The organism is Pseudomonas fluorescens (genome assembly GCF_900215245.1).
Taxonomy (GTDB): Bacteria; Pseudomonadota; Gammaproteobacteria; order Pseudomonadales; family Pseudomonadaceae; genus Aquipseudomonas; species Aquipseudomonas fluorescens.
Map to the genome: position 1 here is coordinate 3,238,079 of NZ_LT907842.1, position 17,536 is coordinate 3,255,614.

Genomic DNA, 17,536 nt, shown 5'->3' on the forward strand with positions numbered 1-17,536 from the left:
AGTCAGGTGATGGATTCCGGCAGGTCGGCCATGAAGGATAAAATGTCAGAATGTGCGTCTTGTGCGCGTTTGGCCGCTCGCGGATGAGTACACTGGCGCCGCTGCAAACTGCGGGGCGCAGGACGCGCCTGGTTATGGTTTTTATTCTGGAGAGTGAATGTGATGCGTCAGAAAGGCTTCACCTTGATCGAGTTGTTGATCGTCGTGGCAATCATCGGCATTTTGGCCACGATCGGTTTGCCCATGTATACCAAGCACCAGGCCAAGGCCAAGTTTACGGCGGGGTTGGCTGAAGTCTCCGCGTTGAAGGCCGGTTTCGAAGACACCCTTAACCAGGGCACCGTGCCAAACCTGGCCTTGATCGGTGGCACCAGCCCCACCGCCAACTGCACGATCGAGGTGGCAGGCGATGTGGCCACCGGCGCCGGTTCCATCCGTTGTGAAATTCTCGATGCGCCCGCGCCTGTGCTGGGCAAGACCATCACGTTAACGCGCAGTGCCACCACGGGCTGGAAGTGTGCAACCACGGCTGACGCTCAATACGTTGCCAAGGGCTGCGGTGCCGACGGAGCATAACGGTTGCTGGGCGGCGGGCGAGTTAGTTGCCGCATGCCCAATGCGGTGCTAGCTTTAGCCCACTGCCCGTGTAGCTCAGCCGGTAGAGCAGCGCACTCGTAACGCGAAGGTCGCAGGTTCGATTCCTGTCTCGGGCACAAAGGCACCCCTGTGTTAAAGGCAACATTGTTTCAAAGGCAGCACTGTTTTCAGATGATCCCAGAATGGTTCTGAAGGCCAGACGAGCCGGCATTCATGCCTACTCTTTTGTATCTGCGCAACCTTGATGACCCAGATGCATCCCCATTCCTTGATCTAAGAGAACAACATGACCACACAAGAGATGACCCAGGAAGCGCGGCACGAAGTAGCCCTCAAGCAATACCTTGATGAGTCGCCGCAGCTTAAAGAAGAGATCAAGGAACTGAGCGCTGATGACCAGCGCGACCAGATCCAGTGGGCATTTGAGGATGAGGCAGAAAGCCAGGGCTACCAGCCTTGGGAGCTGACCCTCAAGTACACCTCGACACCGGAAGAGTTCGAAGCCGCACGGCTGGCGTTGCACAAAGAGGCCGCCGAGGTGCTGGGTGTCGAGTGGGACGAGTATTGCGAGATGAATAACCTGGTGGTCTAGGGTGCTGCAGAGGCAGGAGCGAGTACCCTCGCTCCTGCCTGTTTACTCAGATACTGAGCCGCATCGATAAATCCACTGCCTTCACATCCTTGGTCATCGCACCGATGGAGATGTAATCCACCCCGGTCTCAGCGATGGGCAGCAGGGTGGTTTCATTGATCCCGCCGCTGGCTTCCAGCTTGGCCTTGCCTGCGTTCAGGCGCACGGCCTCACGCATGTCACCCAGGCTCAACTCGTCGAGCATGATGATATCGGCACCCGCCGCCAGTGCTTCGCGCAGTTCATCCAGGCTTTCCACTTCGACTTCCACCGGCTTGCCCGGGGCGATCTTGTGGGCGGCCGTAATTGCCTGGGCGATACCGCCACACGCAGCAATATGGTTTTCCTTGATCAGGAACGCGTCATACAGACCGATGCGATGGTTATGGCAACCGCCGCAAGTCACCGCGTACTTCTGCGCCAGGCGCAGGCCGGGCAGGGTTTTGCGGGTGTCCAGCAGCTTTACCTGAGTGCTGGCGACAAAGTCCGCCAAGTACTGTGCACGTGTGGCCACGCCTGACAGCATCTGCAGAAAATTCAGTGCGCAGCGCTCGCCGCTGAGCAGTGAGCGCGCCGGGCCTTCCAAGTGGAACAGCACTTGATTGGGGCTGACCCGCTCACCATCGGCCACCTGCCAATGCACCGCGACCCGAGGGTCGAGTTGGCGGAATACCGCGTCCACCCAAGCCGTGCCAGCGATAACAGCCGCATCGCGCGTAATGATTGTGGCCTTGGCCAGCCGTTCGGCCGGGATCAATTGTGCAGTGATGTCGCCACTGCCGATGTCTTCCAGCAGTGCACGGCGCACGTTGGCTTCAATTTCGGCGGTGAGGTCGGCAAGACGGAGATTCGGCATAACAGGCTCCACAAACAAAGTGCCTCGATTATAGGGGCAGTGCGCGTTTGAACCCACACTCCTATTCATTTACAGGGCAAAGGCAGAGTTTGCTGGCGCAACTACCCTCATTTGCAAGATAATCTCGCGCCTTGCAATTGGCGTCATAGCTTTGACGTACGGGTGGTATCGGGTTTTTGCAGCGTCCCGCTGGGCCTGTCCTCGATCTTTCCCCAACCAATACCGCCGTTTCAGGAGGCCAGGATGCACAATGACGGAAAGGTGGTGCCTATCAACAAGGCACACGCCACGCCATCGCCGCTTGCGCGCCTGCCGGTGGTGTTGTTGCAGGTTCGCGACAAGGCAGCCCAACAGTTGCAGCAAGGTTTGCAGGAACTGTTCGATAACGCCGACGACACCCTGTTCGAAATGGCCGACAAGGCCCGTAGTAACGCTGACCATCACATCTTCTTTGAAGCCATGCGCGACTTGCGCCTCAAGCGCAAGAATTTCGAGCGCGTGTTCCTGGCGCAGTTGTTCGCCGCGTTTGCCAATCTGGGCCAGGCTGGACGCAGCGAGTCGCACTGGTTGCCGGTGGTGTCCTATGACACGGCGACCGGCACGTCCAGTGATGAGCTGGAAAAGGCAGTAGCGTTGGCGGCCATGCTCGGTCGAGTGCGGCACCGGGATGGCCTGGCACTGGCGCAACTGACCGCACGCCTGGGTACATTGCTCGGCACCCCCCTGGATGAGCGCGATAACCCGTTGGGCCCGGCACTGCTTTGCGAGTTCTTTTTGCGCGCGGGGCGCAGCTTGGGGGTAGAGATCCGCGTCAAGTTGATCATTCTCAAGCTGTTTGAAAAATACGTGCTCAGTGACGCCGACCAACTGTTCGCTGAAGCCAACCAGATACTCGTCGCTACCGGGGTTTTGCCTGAGCTCAAGGCCGTGCCGTCACGTCGCCCCGGTGGGCGTGGGGCGCTTGAACAGCCACGCGAAGGCAGCGTGCCGACCGTTGACCCACCATTGGATGAAAACGGCCAGGAGGCCTTCGCTGCCTTGCAGAAATTGCTCGCAGCCGTGCGCGGCAGCGTGGCGCCGACTCTGGAGGCCAGCGCCGAACCCCAACCCATTGCCACCCGCGACCTGCTGCGCCTGCTCTCTCATTTGCAGCAATACGTGCCGGAACCCGAGGCCGAAGATGACTTCGACCTGCGTAACCAGCTTGAACAGTTGCTCACCCGCGTCAGCGTCAAAAGTGGCAAGTCCCGTGTGGTGGAAGACGCCGACGAGGATGTGATCAACCTGGTCGCCCTGTTGTTCGAGTTCATCCTTAATGACAGCACTGTACCGGATGTTTTCAAGGCCTTGATCGCGCGTTTGCAGATTCCGGTATTGAAAGTGGCGATCCTGGACAAGAGCTTTTTCAGTCGCACCAGCCATCCGGCGCGGCGCTTGCTCAATGAAATCGCCGCCGCCGCCATGGGTTGGAACCCAAGCGATGACTATCAGCGCGACAGCCTGTACCGGCGAACCGAGCAGGTGGTGCAATGTTTGCTGAATGAGTTCGTTGAAGACCCGGCGATTTTCCCGCGGTTGTTGGCGCAGTTCACCGCCTTTACTGCGGATGAGCAGCGGCGCAGCGAACTGCTTGAGCAGCACACCTATGAGGTCGAAGAAGGCCGTGTGCGCACTGAGGCCGCCCGTCAGCGCGTGGCAGAGGTGCTCAATCGACGTCTGCTGGGCCGAGTGTTGCCGCAGTCGGTGGTGCAGTTTCTCCAGCAGGCCTGGAGCCAGGTGCTGTTGTTGGCCAGCCTCAAGCATGGTGAGCAATCGGTGCAATACCAGGCAGCGGTGCGCACCATGGACGAGTTGATCTGGAGCGTGAGCCTGCAGAAAGACACCGAGGCCGGTCGGCGTCTGCTGGAGCAATTGCCCGGGCTGCTCAAGGCCTTGCGAAACGGTTTGACCGGCGCGGCGTTCGATCCCTTCAGTACCCGCGAATTCTTTGTCCGATTGCAAGCCATGCATGCGCAGTCATTGGAGGGTGGGGGGCTGGACGCGCTGATTGAGGTGCGTGAGCCGCTTTCACTCAGTCTCGGGTTGCACGCCCCAAGCGCAAGCCTGCCCAGCGATGACCCGGACTTGCTGAAGGCTCAGCAACTGCGGATCGGAGCCTGGTTTGAGTTTCAGCAAGATGAAACCAACCGTCTGCGCTGCAAGCTGAAAGCGATCATGGCGCCAGCCAATGCCTATATTTTTGTCAGCCGCACGGGGCTCAAGGTCCTGGAGAAGAGTGCGGTCCAATTGGCCTTGGCATTCAAGCAGGGGGCAATACGCAGTTTGGACGATGGTCTGCTGTTTGACCGCGCGCTGACGTCAGTGATGGGTAACCTGCGTCAACTCAATCGCGGCAAGTCATCGCAACCGCAGGGCTGAACGCGGCATACTGGTAATACCTAGTCTCATTCAAGGAACCTGTATGCAGTTGGACCCCACCAGTGGTTGGTGCCAGGGGATTCGCCATTGCCCTTCACCCAACTTCAACGAGCGCCCCGCAGGCGAAATCTCACTGTTGGTGGTGCATAACATCAGCCTGCCACCGGCGCAGTTCGCCACCGGCAAGGTGCAGGCGTTTTTCCAGAACCGCCTGGATGTCACAGAGCATCCTTACTTTGAAAGCATTGCCGAGCTACGTGTGTCTGCGCATTTTCTGATTGAGCGCGACGGCACCGTGACGCAATTTGTATCGTGTCTGGACCGGGCCTGGCATGCCGGGGTCTCAAGCTTTGAGGGGCGTGAAGTCTGCAATGACTTTTCCCTGGGGGTCGAGCTGGAGGGGACGGACGATATTCCATTTACCGATGCTCAATACGCGTCGCTGATCGACCTGACACGTCAACTGCTGGCAGCCTACCCTGGCATTACCCGTCAGCGTATACGGGGTCACAGTGATATTGCGCCAGGCCGCAAGACCGACCCGGGCCCGGCTTTTGATTGGGCGCGCTTTCGTAGCGCCCTGCAGGATGGAGGACACGCACAATGAGTTTCCTGGTGTTGGTGTTGGCGGTCTGGATCGAGAAGTTCTCGGCCTTGCGTCAGCGGTTGCAACGCGACGGTGGATGGCTGCGTGAGCTGGCCAAACTGGAGTCGAGCCCGCGCATGGGCAAGCGGCCCTGGCTGATTCTGCTACTGCTGGTGTTGTTGCCGGTGGCCTTGCTGGCCCTGTTGCTAGTGGTGCTGGAACCCGTGGCGTATGGCTTGTTGGCATTGCCGGTGCACTTGCTGGTGGTGATTTATAGCCTGGGGCGTGGCGATCTACTGGCTGGGCTAGGGCCGTTTCGCGATGCGTGGCGGCGCGGTGACTTGCAAGCCGCCGAACACGTGGCCGAACGGGACCTGAAAGTTGCCGCCGACAATGGCGAACAACTGCTGGAGCGCGTTCAAGGCCATCTGTTGTGGCAGGCTTACCAAAGCTTTTTCGCGGTGATTTTTTGGTATTTCCTGTTGGGCCCGGTCGCGGCCCTGGCCTATCGCCTGCTGGCGTTGGCCAGCGAGCACAGCCAGAACCCTCTGGTCGCCGAACGCGCCGGCCAATTGCGCCACGCCTTTGATTGGTTGCCGGTGCGCTTGCTGGCGGCGAGTTTCGCCCTGGTGGGTAACTTTGTTGCGGTCAGCCGGGTGATGCTGCACGAACTGCTGAGCTGGGATATCAGTGCCGCGCAGTTGGTAGAAAAAGTCGGCCTGGTGGCGGCGGAAATTCCACCGCCGGTGGTGGGCGCCGACGGCATCAACAGTCTGGATCGCCTATGGGAACTGCTGCTGCGTGCGGCAGTGCTGTGGTATGCCGGGTTTGCCATCTGGACGGTGTTGCCTTAATCGAGTGCTCGCGGTGAAAAATGTGGGAGCCGGCGGGCTCCCACAAGTCGTTAACCTTACGTTACAAAACTCCCTTTCGAATTGAGCTATACAAGCAGAGCGCCAAATACTGGCTATCTGCCGCCGCCCTGCGCCTCAATAAAAATAATAGTAAGGGAGTTCACTTGTGAAGAGCTTGCTCTATCCCGCCGTCGCGCTGATGAACCGCCTGAGTTTCGGCATGAAATTCAGCCTGATCAGCGTGTTGTTTCTGCTGCCGATGCTGGTGACCAACTATTTCCTGGTGCGTGATTCCTGGGCTGAATTTCAGGGCACTCGAATCGAACTGCAAAGTCTTGATCTGCTCGGCAGCAGCCTGGCCCTGCGCCGCGACCTGGAAAACCTGAATAACCAGGTCCAGATCAATGCCGCCCTCGGTCAGTCGGGCAAAGCCGAGGACCTTGAGGGCAAGATCAGCGCGTTGGAGCAAAGCGTGCTGAGCCGCCTGCAAGGCCTCGAGGCAGTGACCGGCGACCCAGAACACGCCAGCGTATTTGCAGGCAAACGCGATGAATTGGTCGCCGCGTTCAAGGCCCAGCAACAGGAAACTTCGCTGCTGAGCAAAAGCGCGCTGATCGGTAAATTACTCAACAAGGCCCAGATGCTCAGCCAGATCATCGCCAGTCAATCCGGCTTGAGCCGCGATTCCCAGAGCGATCTGCGCCAACTCAGTGACCTGGTCATCAGCGTGACCCCGCAAGTCACCCAAGCCTTGGGCGAGGGGCGGGCCATGGGCGCGTATTCCCTGGGCCTGGGCTTTCTCAATTCATCCTCCAGTACGCGCTTTGATGAACTGCTGCAGCAATTGGAGAAGCTCCAGGCCGAATACGCCTTGAAGTTGCAGGATGCACTGGGTGCCAGCAACGCGGCGCATGCGGCGCTCGACAGCGCGGCCAAGGCCAGCAGTGCCACGCTCAAGCAGGCCAGCGAGTTGTTTGAAGAACAGGTGGTGATGGCAGAAACCCTCGACGCCCCGTGGCAGGGCTTCTACGAGGACGTCAGCAAACTGATGGCTCAGACCTACCGGCTCAATGAAGCCACCCTGACATTTATTGAGCAGCAACTGGAGCAGCGCCTGGCGCAAAAACGCACGCACATGGTGGCGCTGGTGTCGGCCCTGGTGGGGGTGTTCTTGCTGATCTTTTATTTGTACGCCGGTTTCTACGCCTCGACCCGCACCACGTTGCGGCGCCTGGGGGTGATGATGGACAAGGTGGCGGCCGGGGACATGACGGTCACCTTTGTGGCGCAAAGCCGCGATGAACTTGGGGACCTGGGCCTTGTGTTCAACGCCACCGTCGCCAAAATTCACGACCTGATCGAGCGCGTCGGGTGCACCGTCAGCCAGGTCGAACTGCAAGCCAGCCAGGTGGAGGCGGTCTCGTCTCGAAGCAATCAGGCGGTTAGTGGCCAGCGCAGCCAGATTGAACAGGTGGCGACAGCCATGAACCAAATGTCTTCCACGGCCCAGGAGGTGGCACGCAGCGCGGCGGCGGCGGTCAGCAGCGCCCATAGCGTCAACGATGAGACTGTCAGCGGCCGCGGTCTGGTGCAATCCCAGCAAGGCAGCATCGCGCGCCTGGCCTCGGAGATTGATGAGTCGGTGCGGGTTATCAATCAATTGGCCGTCGATAGCCAGTCCATCAGCAGCGTGCTGGAGGTGATCAAAAGTATTGCCGAACAAACCAACTTGTTAGCGCTCAATGCCGCGATTGAAGCGGCGCGTGCCGGTGAGCAGGGGCGTGGTTTTGCGGTGGTGGCCGATGAGGTGCGGACCCTCGCTCGGCGTACTCAACACTCCACCGAAGAAATCGAACAGATGATCAGCCGTTTGCACAGCGGTGTTGGTGCGGCAGTGAAGGCCATGGGCGCTAGCCATGCGATGGCGAATGGCACGGTGGGGCAGTCGGAACAGGTCCAGCAGGCCCTGGAAAATATCCTGGGTGCCGTGGGCATGATTGTCGACCAGAACCAGCAGATCGCGGCGGCCGTGGAGCAGCAAACTGCCGTCGCCCACGATATCGACCAGAACATAGTCGAGATCAATCGGGCGGGCGAGCATGCGGCTCAGGGCGCACATCAGACAGAGGCGGCGAGCCGGCAGCTGTCGATGCAGGTGATCGAGTTGAAACAATTGATCGGGGCGTTTCGTGTGTAGGGCGTGCGTGTAGGGTTTTGGTCTTGTATGGCGTGGCTCTCGTCCTGATTTGTCTGTGCTTCTTCTTTGCGGGCCTGGATGGGTGAAAATTTGTTTCAACCCATCACGGTCCAAGGGAGGTACGGCGATGATTGCTGCTACCGGTATCAAAGGGCATTGCGCCCATTGCGACATTACGTTTGAGCTCAAGCCCTGGCAGTTGAATGCCATTGCCATTCACGAGCCTTTTGATTGCTCGTATTGCCAGCGGATTGTGCAGTTGAACTGCCCCCGGCAATTGCGCCAGTTCAAGTCGCTGGACCATTGGGCGATGGTGCGCCCCAGCATGATGGTACTCACCTGTGTGGTGTTGATCGTGGCGTTGTTGGCCGAATGGGTCGGGGTAGTCAGCGTGATCGGGCAACTCAATATTTCACTGGTGCTGCTGCTGGCCCACTGTCTGGTGCTGCGCTATAGCCGTTACCGGCAGCGGCTGACGTTGGATTTGCAAGCGGTCAGCGTGCTACCAACGGAACAACTCGCGCGCATTGCGGGTGCTCGTTTCGGCCAGCAATGAGGGGCTGATGCCCATGCGTTCAGCCAACGCGCTGCAGATGTCCGGCAAGTGTTGCGGGCTGTTACGCAGGCCGGGGTACATCGCGGGGGCCATATCCGGTGAGTCGGTTTCCAGTACCACGGCCTCAAGGGGCAGTTGCGCCAGCACCTTGTGCATGCGCAGGGCTTGAGGCCAGGTGGCCGCGCCGCCCAGGCCCAGCTTGAAGCCGAGTTTTATGTACTCGCGAGCCTCCTCAACGCTGCCGGCGAAGGCATGGATAATGCCGCTCCGTGGCAGGCGGATGCGCTTGAGCGTGGCGATCACCGCCGCGTGGCTGCGACGGACATGCAGCAAGGCCGGGAGCTGGAAGTCCACCGCGAGTTTCAACTGGGCGTCAAACAGGCTTTGCTGACGTTCGCGATCCAGCTGTTCAAGGAAGTAGTCCAGGCCGATTTCGCCGACGGCGCATAACTGTCGATGGCCGTGCAGGCGGGTCAGCCAGTCGCCCAACTCGTTCAGGTCTGCGGGGCGATGCGTCTCGAGGTACACCGGGTGCAGGCCGAAGGCGGCGAACAAGCCTTCATCTTCCTGCACCAGGTCCCACAGCCGTTGCCAATTCTGCTGATAGACGCCCAACACCACCATACGCTGCACACCTCGTTGGCGGCTGTGGGCGAGGACTTCCCGGCGATCATGGTCGAAGTCCGGGAAGTCCAGGTGGGTGTGGGTGTCGATCAGTTCCACGCTCAAGCCTCGTGAATACGCTGCTTGAAGGTCCGGCTGATGGCGTGCACGCCCGGCTGGTACTGCTCTTCTTCGATGACGGCCAGGGCTAGGCGCAGGGCCGTGTCGGCGATCAATTGGTGTTGCTGGGCCATGGCGTTGACCGGCAGCGGCAGGAAGTCCAGCAATTGGGTGTCACCGAACGTGCCCAGGCGCAACGGCCGTGATTTGAGCGGGAAGTCGTGCAGCGCGTCGAACACGCCTTGCAGCAACACGTAGGAAGTGGTCACCAACGCGTCAGGCAAATGCCCCAGCCGATCTAGAAGTTGCTCCATCAACTGTCGGCCGCAGTCACGGCTGAAGGCTTCACCCTGTTCGACGATGACGTCGCCGGTGAACCCTTGCAGTGCTTCACGGAAACCGGCAGCCCGCTCCTGGCTGATACTCAGCTCCGGCCGTGCCCCGATGAGTGCGATCTGCTTGGGCAGCGGTTGCAGCAGGCTGCTGGTCAGTTGCTGGCAGGCCTGGCGGTCGTCGCTGACCACCGAGCAAAAGTGCGCCGGTTCCATCACCCGGTCGATGGCAATCACCGGCAGGCCCTTGGCTTGCAACTCGCGATAGCTGTCATCACTGGCCGGCAGGCAACTGGCGACGAACAGCGCATCGCAGCGCCGCGCACGAAACAGTTGCAGCAACTGGCGCTCGCTGTCCGCATCATCGTCGGAGCTGGCGATCAGCAACTGATAGCCTCGCGCCCGCGCACCTTGTTCCAGCAACTTGGCAATCCGTGCGTAACTGGGGTTTTCCAGGTCCGGCAGGATAAAGCCCAAGGTGCGCGAATGCCGACTGCGCAGACCGGCCGCCTGAGGATTGGGGGTAAAGCCATGGGCTTCGACCACCGCCCGCACGCGCTCGACGGTCGCGTTGCTGATGCGTTGCTGTTCGGCCTTGCCATTGATGACATAACTGGCGGTGGTCACGGACACACCGGCCAGACGTGCGATATCACTGAGTTTCAAACCGGGATTTCCTTGTTTTTTAGAGCTTGCCCCGACATTTTGTCCAATCCTAACCGATTCCTGCACAGGACTATTGTCTGAGCTCAAGCGCCGAGTGGTCCTTCAAGCTTGCATAATTAGCGCGTAATCTGCCATAAATTCTAGATTAAACGTTTCAGCCAGCGTATTTTTACGACGTTCGCGACTGAATGGCTACTGCCAATTGACCACTCAGTCAGTTATTTTTGAACACAGCCTCGCTGATTTATTCAAAACAATACCTAGTGCGCACACCGCACTAACTAGGAGAACGGCATGCTTGAGCTCACTGTAGAGCAGATATCCATGGGCCAGGTGGCTGTGGATAAATCTGCTGCCTTGCACCTGCTCGCTGAAAAACTGGTGGCCGATGGCCTGGTCGCCGAGGGTTATCTCAGTGGCTTGCAAGCCCGTGAGGCCCAAGGCTCGACCTTTCTCGGCCAAGGTATTGCCATCCCTCACGGCACCCCGGAAACCCGCGACCAGGTCTTTTCTACCGGCGTGCGCCTGCTGCAATTCCCCGACGGGGTGGACTGGGGTGACGGCCAGATCGTCTACCTGGCCATCGGCATTGCCGCCAAATCCGATGAACACCTGCGCCTGCTGCAACTGCTGACCCGCGCCCTTGGTGAAACCGATCTGGGTGAGGCGCTGCGCCGTGCCGGCAATGCCGAAGCGTTGCTGAAACTGCTGCAAGGCGCGCCGCAGGAACTGGCGCTGGATGCGCAGATGATCAGCCTTGGCGTGTCCGCCGATGACTTCGAAGAGCTGGTGTGGCGCGGCGCACGCCTGTTGCGCCAGGCTGATTGCGTCAGCAACGGCTTTGCCGCCGTGTTGCAGCAAGTCGACGCACTGCCCTTGGGCGATGGCCTGTGGTGGTTGCACAGCGAGCAGACGGTCAAGCGTCCGGGCCTGGCCTTCGTCACGCCGGACAAACCCATGCGTTACCTCGGCCAGCCACTCAACGGCTTGTTCTGCCTGGCCAGTCTCGGCGAAGCCCATCAGACCTTGTTGGAACGCCTGTGCGCGTTGTTGATTGAAGGTCGCGGCCAGGAACTGGGGCGTGCCACCAGCAGCCGTGCGGTGCTTGAAGTGCTCGGCGGCGAACTGCCACCCGATTGGCCGAGTGTGCGCATTGCCCTGGCCAACGCCCATGGCCTGCACGCGCGGCCGGCGAAGATCCTCGCGCAACTGGCGAAAAGTTTTGACGGCGATATCCGCGTGCGCATCGTTGATGGCCCGGTTGGCGCTGTATCGGTAAAAAGCCTGAGCAAGTTGCTCAGCCTCGGCGCCCGTCGCGGCCAGGTGTTGGAGTTTGTGGCCGAGCCAGCGATTGCCGGTGACGCATTACCCGCGTTGCTGGCGGCCGTTGAGGAAGGCCTCGGCGAAGACGTTGAGCCACTGCCGACCGCCAGTGCGCAACCGGCAACGCTGGATATCGAACCGGTGCTCAGCGCACCCGTGTCCGGCAGCCAGATCCAGGCTATCGCCGCTGCGCCTGGTGTCGCCATCGGCCCTGCGCATATCCAGACGCAGCACGTCGTCGATTACCCACTGCGCGGTGAATCCTCGGCGATTGAACGCGAGCGCCTGCAGAACGCCTTGACCGACGTGCGCCGCGATATTCAGGGCCTGATCGAACGCAGCCAGGCCAAAGCCATCCGCGAGATTTTCATCACTCACCAGGAAATGCTCGACGACCCGGAACTGACTGACGAAGTCGGCACCCGCCTCAAGCAAGGCGAGAGCGCCGAAGCCGCGTGGATGAGCGTGATCGAAGCCGCTGCCAAGCAGCAGGAGTCGTTGCAGGATGCCTTGCTCGCCGAGCGCGCCGCCGACCTGCGCGACATCGGCCGCCGTGTGCTGGCGCAACTGTGCGGCATTGAAACCGCTCAGGAGCCGAGCGCACCCTACATTCTGGTGATGGAAGAAGTCGGGCCCTCCGACGTCGCGCGTCTGGACCCGACGCGCGTCGCCGGTATCCTCACCGCCCGTGGCGGCGCTACCGCCCACAGCGCCATCGTCGCGCGAGCCTTGGGCATTCCCGCCCTGGTGGGGGCCGGGCCGACGGTGTTGCTGTTGGCCTCGGGCACGCCATTGTTGTTGGACGGCCAGCGCGGTCGCCTGCATGTCGACCCCGACGCCGCCACCCTGCAACGCGCCACCGTCGAGCGCGACACCCGCGAACAACGTCTGCAAGCCGCCTCGGCCCAGCGCCATGAACCGGCCCTGACCCGCGACGGCCACGCCGTGGAAGTGTTTGCCAATATCGGCGAAAGCGCCGGCGTTGCCGCGGCGGTGGAGCAGGGTGCTGAAGGGATCGGCCTGCTGCGCACCGAGCTGATTTTCATGGCCCACCCGCAAGCGCCGGATGAAGCCACCCAGGAAGCCGAATACCGCCGCGTACTCGACGGCCTCGGCGGTCGCCCGCTGGTTGTGCGGACCCTGGATGTGGGCGGCGACAAACCGCTGCCGTATTGGCCGATTGCCCAAGAGGAAAATCCCTTCCTGGGCGTGCGCGGTATTCGGCTGACCCTGCAACGCCCGCAGATCATGGAAGCGCAATTGCGTGCGTTGTTGCGCTCGGCGGATAGCCGGCCGCTGCGCATCATGTTTCCTATGGTCGGCAGCGTCGATGAGTGGCGCGCCGCCCGCGATATGACCGAGCGCCTGCGCCTGGAAATCCCGGTGGCCGACTTGCAACTGGGGATCATGATCGAGGTGCCTTCCGCTGCCTTGCTGGCGCCGGTACTCGCCAAGGAAGTCGACTTCTTCAGTGTCGGCACCAACGACCTGACCCAATACACCCTGGCCATCGACCGTGGCCACCCGACCCTGTCCGCGCAGGCGGATGGCCTGCACCCGGCGGTGTTGCAGTTGATCGACATCACCGTGCGCGCCGCCCATGCCCATGGCAAATGGGTCGGCGTGTGCGGCGAATTGGCGGCGGACCCGCTGGCGGTGCCGGTGCTGATTGGCCTGGGAGTGGACGAGTTGAGCGTGTCGGCCCGCAGCATTCCCGAAGTGAAGGCGCGGGTGCGTGAATTCAGTCTGAGCGAGGCCCAGGGCCTGGCGCAAAAAGCCCTTGCGGTGGGTTCGCCCGCCGAAGTGCGAGCCCTAGTGGAGGCCGTGTAAATGGCGAAGATTCTGACCCTGACGCTGAACCCGGCGTTGGACCTGACGGTACGCTTGGCACGCCTGGAACCGGGTGAAGTCAACCGCAGCGAAACCCTGCTGACCCATGCCGCCGGCAAAGGCGTGAATGTCGCCCAAGTGCTGGCGGACCTCGGTCATCACGTCACCGTGGGCGGCTTTCTCGGTGAAGACAACCCTCAGGCGTTTGAGGCGTTGATCGCCCGCCGTGGCTTTGCCGACGCGTTTATCCGCGTGCCGGGCGAAACCCGCAGCAATATCAAGATCGCCGAACAGGATGGCCGGGTCACCGACATCAACGCGCCAGGGCCGCAGGTCAATGAGCAGGCGCAAGCGGCGTTGCTCAACCAACTGACGCTGATTGCGCCAGGGCACGACGCTGTAGTGGTCGCCGGCAGCTTGCCGGGTGGCGTCACTGCGCAGTGGTTCAAAGGGTTGCTGGAACATCTGAAAAGCCTCGGTTTGAAAGTCGCCCTCGACACCAGCGGCGAAGCCTTGCGCGTCGGCTTGCAGGCAGGCCCGTGGTTGATCAAACCTAACACTGAAGAATTGGCAGACGCCCTCGATTGCCCTGCAGACTCGATCACGCAACAGGCCCAGGCCGCCGAGCGCTTGCATGCCCAAGGCGTCGAGCATGTGGTGGTGTCCCACGGTGCCGACGGCGTGAACTGGTTCAGCCCGGGCATGGCGCTGCATGCCACGCCGCCCAAGGTCAGCGTCGCCAGCACGGTGGGCGCGGGGGATTCGCTGCTGGCCGGGATGCTGCACGGTTTACTCAGTGCTGATCTGCCGGAAAGTACCCTGCGCCGGGCCACGGCGATTGCCGCCATGGCCGTCACGCAGATCGGTTTTGGCATCAGCGATGACGCGCAGTTGGCGCGTCTCGAAAGCGGCGTCCACGTGCGCGCGCTGACAGAACAATAAGAGGGTTTGTGATGAAGTTAGCCATTGTTACTGCCTGCCCGAACGGCATGGTCACCAGTGTGCTGTGCGCCCGCTTGTTGGACGCCGCCGCGCAGCGCATGGGCTTGCACACCAGCGTTGAAGTGGTGGATGTGCAGCACCCGGAGCGCCAGTTGTCCCAGGCCACACTCGATGAAGCCGAATGGGTATTGCTGGTCAGCAGCACGCCGGTGGATATGCAGCGGTTTGTCGGCAAGCGTGTGTTCCAGAGCACACCGGCCCAGGCCTTGGCGGATGTCGAGGCGGTATTGCGCCGTGGTGCCGAAGAGGCCCAGGTCTATGTCGCCAGCGCAGCACCGGCGGCGAAGAGTGCTCCCCGTATCGTCGCCATTACGGCTTGCCCGACCGGCGTGGCCCACACCTTTATGGCCGCCGAGGCGTTGCAGCAAACGGCCAAGCGCCTGGGGTATGACTTGCAGGTCGAAACCCAGGGCTCGGTGGGCGCGCGCACGCCGTTGAGCCCGCAAGCGATCGCCGACGCCGACGTGGTGCTGCTGGCGGCGGATATCGAAGTCGCCACCGAGCGCTTCGCCGGTAAGAAGATTTACCGTTGCGGCACCGGTATCGCCCTCAAGCAATCCGAAGCCACGCTCAATAAGGCATTGGCCGAAGGCGCGGTGGAAAGTGCCGCCAGCGGTGCGGTGGCCAAAAAAGAAAAAACCGGTGTGTACAAACACCTGCTCACCGGCGTGTCGTTCATGTTACCGATGGTGGTGGCGGGCGGCTTGTTGATCGCCTTGTCATTCGTGTTCGGCATCCAGGCCTTTGAAGAAAAAGGCACCTTGGCGGCGGCCCTCAAAACCGTCGGCGACCAGGCCTTTATGCTGATGGTGCCGTTGCTGGCGGGCTACATCGCCTACTCGATTGCCGACCGTCCCGGCATCGCGCCCGGCATGATCGGCGGGTTGTTGGCGGGCACATTGGGGGCCGGATTTATCGGTGGCATCCTCGCCGGCTTTCTCGCCGGTTATTGCGTCAAACTGATCACCCGCGCGGTGAAATTGCCGCAGAGCCTGGAGGCGCTCAAGCCGATTTTGATCATCCCGTTGCTGGCGAGTCTGTTTACGGGCCTGGCGATGATCTATCTCGTCGGCCCGCCGGTCGCGCGACTGCTCACCGGCCTGACTGACTTCCTCAGCACCATGGGCACCACCAACGCGGTGCTGCTGGGCATCCTGTTGGGCGGCATGATGTGTGTGGATTTGGGTGGGCCGATCAACAAGGCGGCGTACGCCTTTTCGGTTGGCTTGCTGGCGGCCTCGAGCGGCGCGCCTATGGCGGCGACCATGGCCGCCGGTATGGTGCCGCCGATTGGCATGGGCATCGCCACGTTCCTGGCGCGGCGCAAGTTCGCCCAGACCGAGCGCGAGGCAGGCAAGGCCGCGATGATTCTGGGCCTGTGCTTTATCTCCGAAGGGGCGATCCCGTTTGCGGCCAAAGACCCGCTGCGCGTGATTCCGGCCAGCATCGCCGGTGGCGCCTTGACCGGCGCGCTGTCGATGTACTTCGGTTGCAAACTCGCCGCGCCTCACGGTGGCCTGTTTGTGCTGGTGATCCCCAACGCCATGAACCATGCACTGCTGTACTTGCTGGCGATTGTTGCCGGTAGCCTGTTGACCGGGTTGGTGTACGCGCTGATCAAGCGCCCGGAAGCAGTCGAACTGGCGGTCGCACCGACCTGACGGCACGAGCCGGTAATGGGATCACGGCGTTGTGGTTGCGCCTGGGTGATCGCAGTTGCCCATCGGAGTGAAAAGGCGACCTCGGGGTCGCCTGGCATCTCAACGGTATTACGTTCGTCTAAGCCCCCCTAATATGCCACCTGCTGGCGTCAGGCTGTCCGTCAGCACCTCCAGCAAGGTGCTGACCTTTGGCAGCGCCTGACGGCTTTTGACCCAGGCAAGGTGGATCGGCATGCCCTCGGTCGCCAAATGGGGCAGCACCTCCACCAATGTGCCCTCTTCCAACTGCTGATTAATCAGCCACGAGGGTAATTGCGCGATACCACAGCCTGCCATTACCGCCATCAACAACCCCTCTCCATTCCCAATCACCAACTGGGCGGGTACTGGCTGGCGCTTTATGGCGCCGGGGTGTGCGCCTGCGAAACTCCACGGCGTGATGTTGCCGTCCACCCAGCCATAGGCGATGCACTGGTGATGCTCCAGGTCTTGATCCGTGAGAGGCGTGCCGTGCTTGGCCAAATAGGCCGGGGATGCACAGAAGGTATGCCATTCACTGGCCAGGTAACGGTGCTCGACTCTTTCGGGCCAGACGTCCGCGCCGCCAATGCGTACGACCACGTCCACACCTTCCTGGAACGGGTCGATCAAACCGTCAGAGAACGTCACGTGGGGTATCAGCAGCGGATGATCCTGCATGAACCGCAGGAGGGTGGGGAGCACTTGGGCACGGCCGAACGCGCCAGGCAGGTCAATTCGAATCCGGCCACGCGGCTCGATATTTTCGACTTGCAGTGACAATTCGGCCTCTTCAAGGTCTGCAAGCACGCCGATGCAGGTGCTGTAGAACGCGGTCCCCGCATCCGTCAGCGCCAGGCGCCGGGTGGTGCGTTGAAAAAGTCGGGTGCCCAATCGGCTCTCCAGCCGCGCGATACTTTTACTGATGGCGGAGCCTGTCAAATTCATTTTCTCGGCAGCGGCCTTGAAGCTGCCGGTTTCCGCGACGCAGACGAACACATCAATGCCTTTCAAGCGTTCTGAGGAAAACATACACACCCTGTATCCATGAATTCAGTTCCACCTATCTGGTAAAAAAGATCATAAATCAGAACGTGGCGCGGCGGTAAGCTTAGTCCATGAACACCTGTCAGTGATTCGCTATAAACACTGTCATAAAAACGACCTATTTGATCGGCGAGGCAAGGATGCTGGTAACGGTAAAAAAATATTGGGTGGCGGTCAGTGTCCTGTTCTCGGCCCCTTTTATAGCGATCTCTTTTCGAGCAATAAACATGCTTGCTCTG

Annotated in this window: 14 protein-coding genes and 1 tRNA gene; 11 read left to right on the forward strand and 4 right to left on the reverse strand. The window is 61.0% G+C overall.

Annotation, left to right across the window (positions count from 1 at the left end; translation table 11 throughout):
* Positions 1-162: 162 nt before the first annotated feature.
* From CPH89_RS15040 to CPH89_RS15050, 3 genes are all read left to right on the forward strand, one after another.
* Complete coding sequence (locus tag CPH89_RS15040) at positions 163-576, forward strand: pilin (protein ID WP_053254341.1); 414 nt, start codon at positions 163-165, stop codon at positions 574-576.
* 64 nt (positions 577-640) lie between these two features.
* Positions 641-713 (forward strand) — tRNA-Thr (locus CPH89_RS15045).
* A 170-nt stretch (positions 714-883) separates the two neighbouring features.
* Complete coding sequence (locus CPH89_RS15050; protein WP_053254342.1) at positions 884-1,189, forward strand: DUF6388 family protein; 306 nt, start codon at positions 884-886, stop codon at positions 1,187-1,189.
* Positions 1,190-1,235: 46 nt separating this feature from the next.
* On the opposite strand, the gene nadC is transcribed toward CPH89_RS15050, so the two are convergent.
* Positions 1,236-2,084: a carboxylating nicotinate-nucleotide diphosphorylase gene (gene nadC / locus CPH89_RS15055; RefSeq protein ID WP_053254343.1), complete on the reverse strand. Its 849-nt coding sequence runs from the start codon at positions 2,082-2,084 to the stop codon at positions 1,236-1,238.
* 243 nt (positions 2,085-2,327) lie between these two features.
* On the opposite strand from nadC, the gene CPH89_RS15060 reads away from it, so the two are divergent.
* From CPH89_RS15060 to CPH89_RS15080, 5 genes are all read left to right on the forward strand, one after another.
* Positions 2,328-4,502 (forward strand): DUF1631 domain-containing protein, encoded by a 2,175-nt coding sequence (locus tag CPH89_RS15060; RefSeq protein ID WP_053254344.1) that lies wholly within the window; start codon positions 2,328-2,330, stop codon positions 4,500-4,502.
* Positions 4,503-4,545: 43 nt separating this feature from the next.
* Positions 4,546-5,109, forward strand: coding sequence for a 1,6-anhydro-N-acetylmuramyl-L-alanine amidase AmpD (gene ampD / locus CPH89_RS15065; protein ID WP_053254345.1), 564 nt, complete (start codon positions 4,546-4,548; stop codon positions 5,107-5,109).
* Entirely contained in the window at positions 5,106-5,942 is an 837-nt protein-coding gene (gene ampE / locus CPH89_RS15070) for a regulatory signaling modulator protein AmpE (protein ID WP_053254346.1), read from the forward strand. Before ampD ends, ampE begins: the two co-directional genes overlap by 4 nt.
* A gap of 1,492 nt (positions 5,943-7,434) precedes the next feature.
* Complete coding sequence (locus CPH89_RS30925) at positions 7,435-8,139, forward strand: methyl-accepting chemotaxis protein (protein WP_371850823.1); 705 nt, start codon at positions 7,435-7,437, stop codon at positions 8,137-8,139.
* Positions 8,140-8,266: 127 nt separating this feature from the next.
* A complete protein-coding gene (locus tag CPH89_RS15080) occupies positions 8,267-8,695 on the forward strand; it encodes a hypothetical protein (protein ID WP_053254348.1) in 429 nt (142 codons plus the stop codon).
* On the opposite strand, the gene CPH89_RS15085 is transcribed toward CPH89_RS15080, so the two are convergent.
* Together CPH89_RS15085 and cra are read right to left on the reverse strand one after the other, a co-directional pair.
* Positions 8,642-9,418, reverse strand: a complete 777-nt coding sequence (locus CPH89_RS15085; RefSeq protein ID WP_053254349.1) for a TatD family hydrolase — start codon at positions 9,416-9,418, stop codon at positions 8,642-8,644. The two genes, CPH89_RS15080 and CPH89_RS15085, sit on opposite strands and share 54 nt — an antisense overlap.
* Before the next feature lie 2 nt (positions 9,419-9,420).
* A complete protein-coding gene (cra, locus tag CPH89_RS15090) occupies positions 9,421-10,416 on the reverse strand; it encodes a catabolite repressor/activator (RefSeq protein WP_053254350.1) in 996 nt (331 codons plus the stop codon).
* A 294-nt stretch (positions 10,417-10,710) separates the two neighbouring features.
* Here cra and ptsP point away from each other — a divergent pair, with 294 nt between their 5' ends.
* From ptsP to CPH89_RS15105, 3 genes are read left to right on the forward strand one after another with little or no spacing between them, the layout of a single operon-like run.
* A complete protein-coding gene (gene ptsP, locus CPH89_RS15095; protein WP_053254351.1) occupies positions 10,711-13,569 on the forward strand; it encodes a phosphoenolpyruvate--protein phosphotransferase in 2,859 nt (952 codons plus the stop codon).
* On the forward strand, positions 13,570-14,511 hold the full coding sequence (gene pfkB, locus CPH89_RS15100) for a 1-phosphofructokinase (RefSeq protein ID WP_053254352.1): 942 nt from the start codon (positions 13,570-13,572) through the stop codon (positions 14,509-14,511).
* 11 nt (positions 14,512-14,522) lie between these two features.
* Positions 14,523-16,232: a PTS fructose-like transporter subunit IIB gene (locus CPH89_RS15105; RefSeq protein WP_053254353.1), complete on the forward strand. Its 1,710-nt coding sequence runs from the start codon at positions 14,523-14,525 to the stop codon at positions 16,230-16,232.
* Positions 16,233-16,340: 108 nt separating this feature from the next.
* Here CPH89_RS15105 and CPH89_RS15110 read toward each other — a convergent pair whose 3' ends face one another.
* The gene (locus CPH89_RS15110) at positions 16,341-17,282 is read right to left on the reverse strand and encodes a LysR family transcriptional regulator (RefSeq protein ID WP_053254354.1); all 942 of its coding nucleotides are present in this window, start codon (positions 17,280-17,282) and stop codon (positions 16,341-16,343) included.
* Between the last annotated feature and the right edge of the window lie 254 nt (positions 17,283-17,536).

Coding starts and splice junctions, on each gene's coding strand:
- CPH89_RS15040 (WP_053254341.1), top strand. CDS start 163: ATGCGTCAGAAAGGCTTCACCTTGATCGAGTTGTTGATCGTCGTGGCA.
- CPH89_RS15050 (WP_053254342.1), top strand. CDS start 884: ATGACCACACAAGAGATGACCCAGGAAGCGCGGCACGAAGTAGCCCTC.
- nadC (WP_053254343.1), bottom strand. CDS start 2,084: ATGCCGAATCTCCGTCTTGCCGACCTCACCGCCGAAATTGAAGCCAAC.
- CPH89_RS15060 (WP_053254344.1), top strand. CDS start 2,328: ATGCACAATGACGGAAAGGTGGTGCCTATCAACAAGGCACACGCCACG.
- ampD (WP_053254345.1), top strand. CDS start 4,546: ATGCAGTTGGACCCCACCAGTGGTTGGTGCCAGGGGATTCGCCATTGC.
- ampE (WP_053254346.1), top strand. CDS start 5,106: ATGAGTTTCCTGGTGTTGGTGTTGGCGGTCTGGATCGAGAAGTTCTCG.
- CPH89_RS30925 (WP_371850823.1), top strand. CDS start 7,435: ATGTCTTCCACGGCCCAGGAGGTGGCACGCAGCGCGGCGGCGGCGGTC.
- CPH89_RS15080 (WP_053254348.1), top strand. CDS start 8,267: ATGATTGCTGCTACCGGTATCAAAGGGCATTGCGCCCATTGCGACATT.
- ptsP (WP_053254351.1), top strand. CDS start 10,711: ATGCTTGAGCTCACTGTAGAGCAGATATCCATGGGCCAGGTGGCTGTG.
- pfkB (WP_053254352.1), top strand. CDS start 13,570: ATGGCGAAGATTCTGACCCTGACGCTGAACCCGGCGTTGGACCTGACG.
- CPH89_RS15105 (WP_053254353.1), top strand. CDS start 14,523: ATGAAGTTAGCCATTGTTACTGCCTGCCCGAACGGCATGGTCACCAGT.
- CPH89_RS15110 (WP_053254354.1), bottom strand. CDS start 17,282: ATGTTTTCCTCAGAACGCTTGAAAGGCATTGATGTGTTCGTCTGCGTC.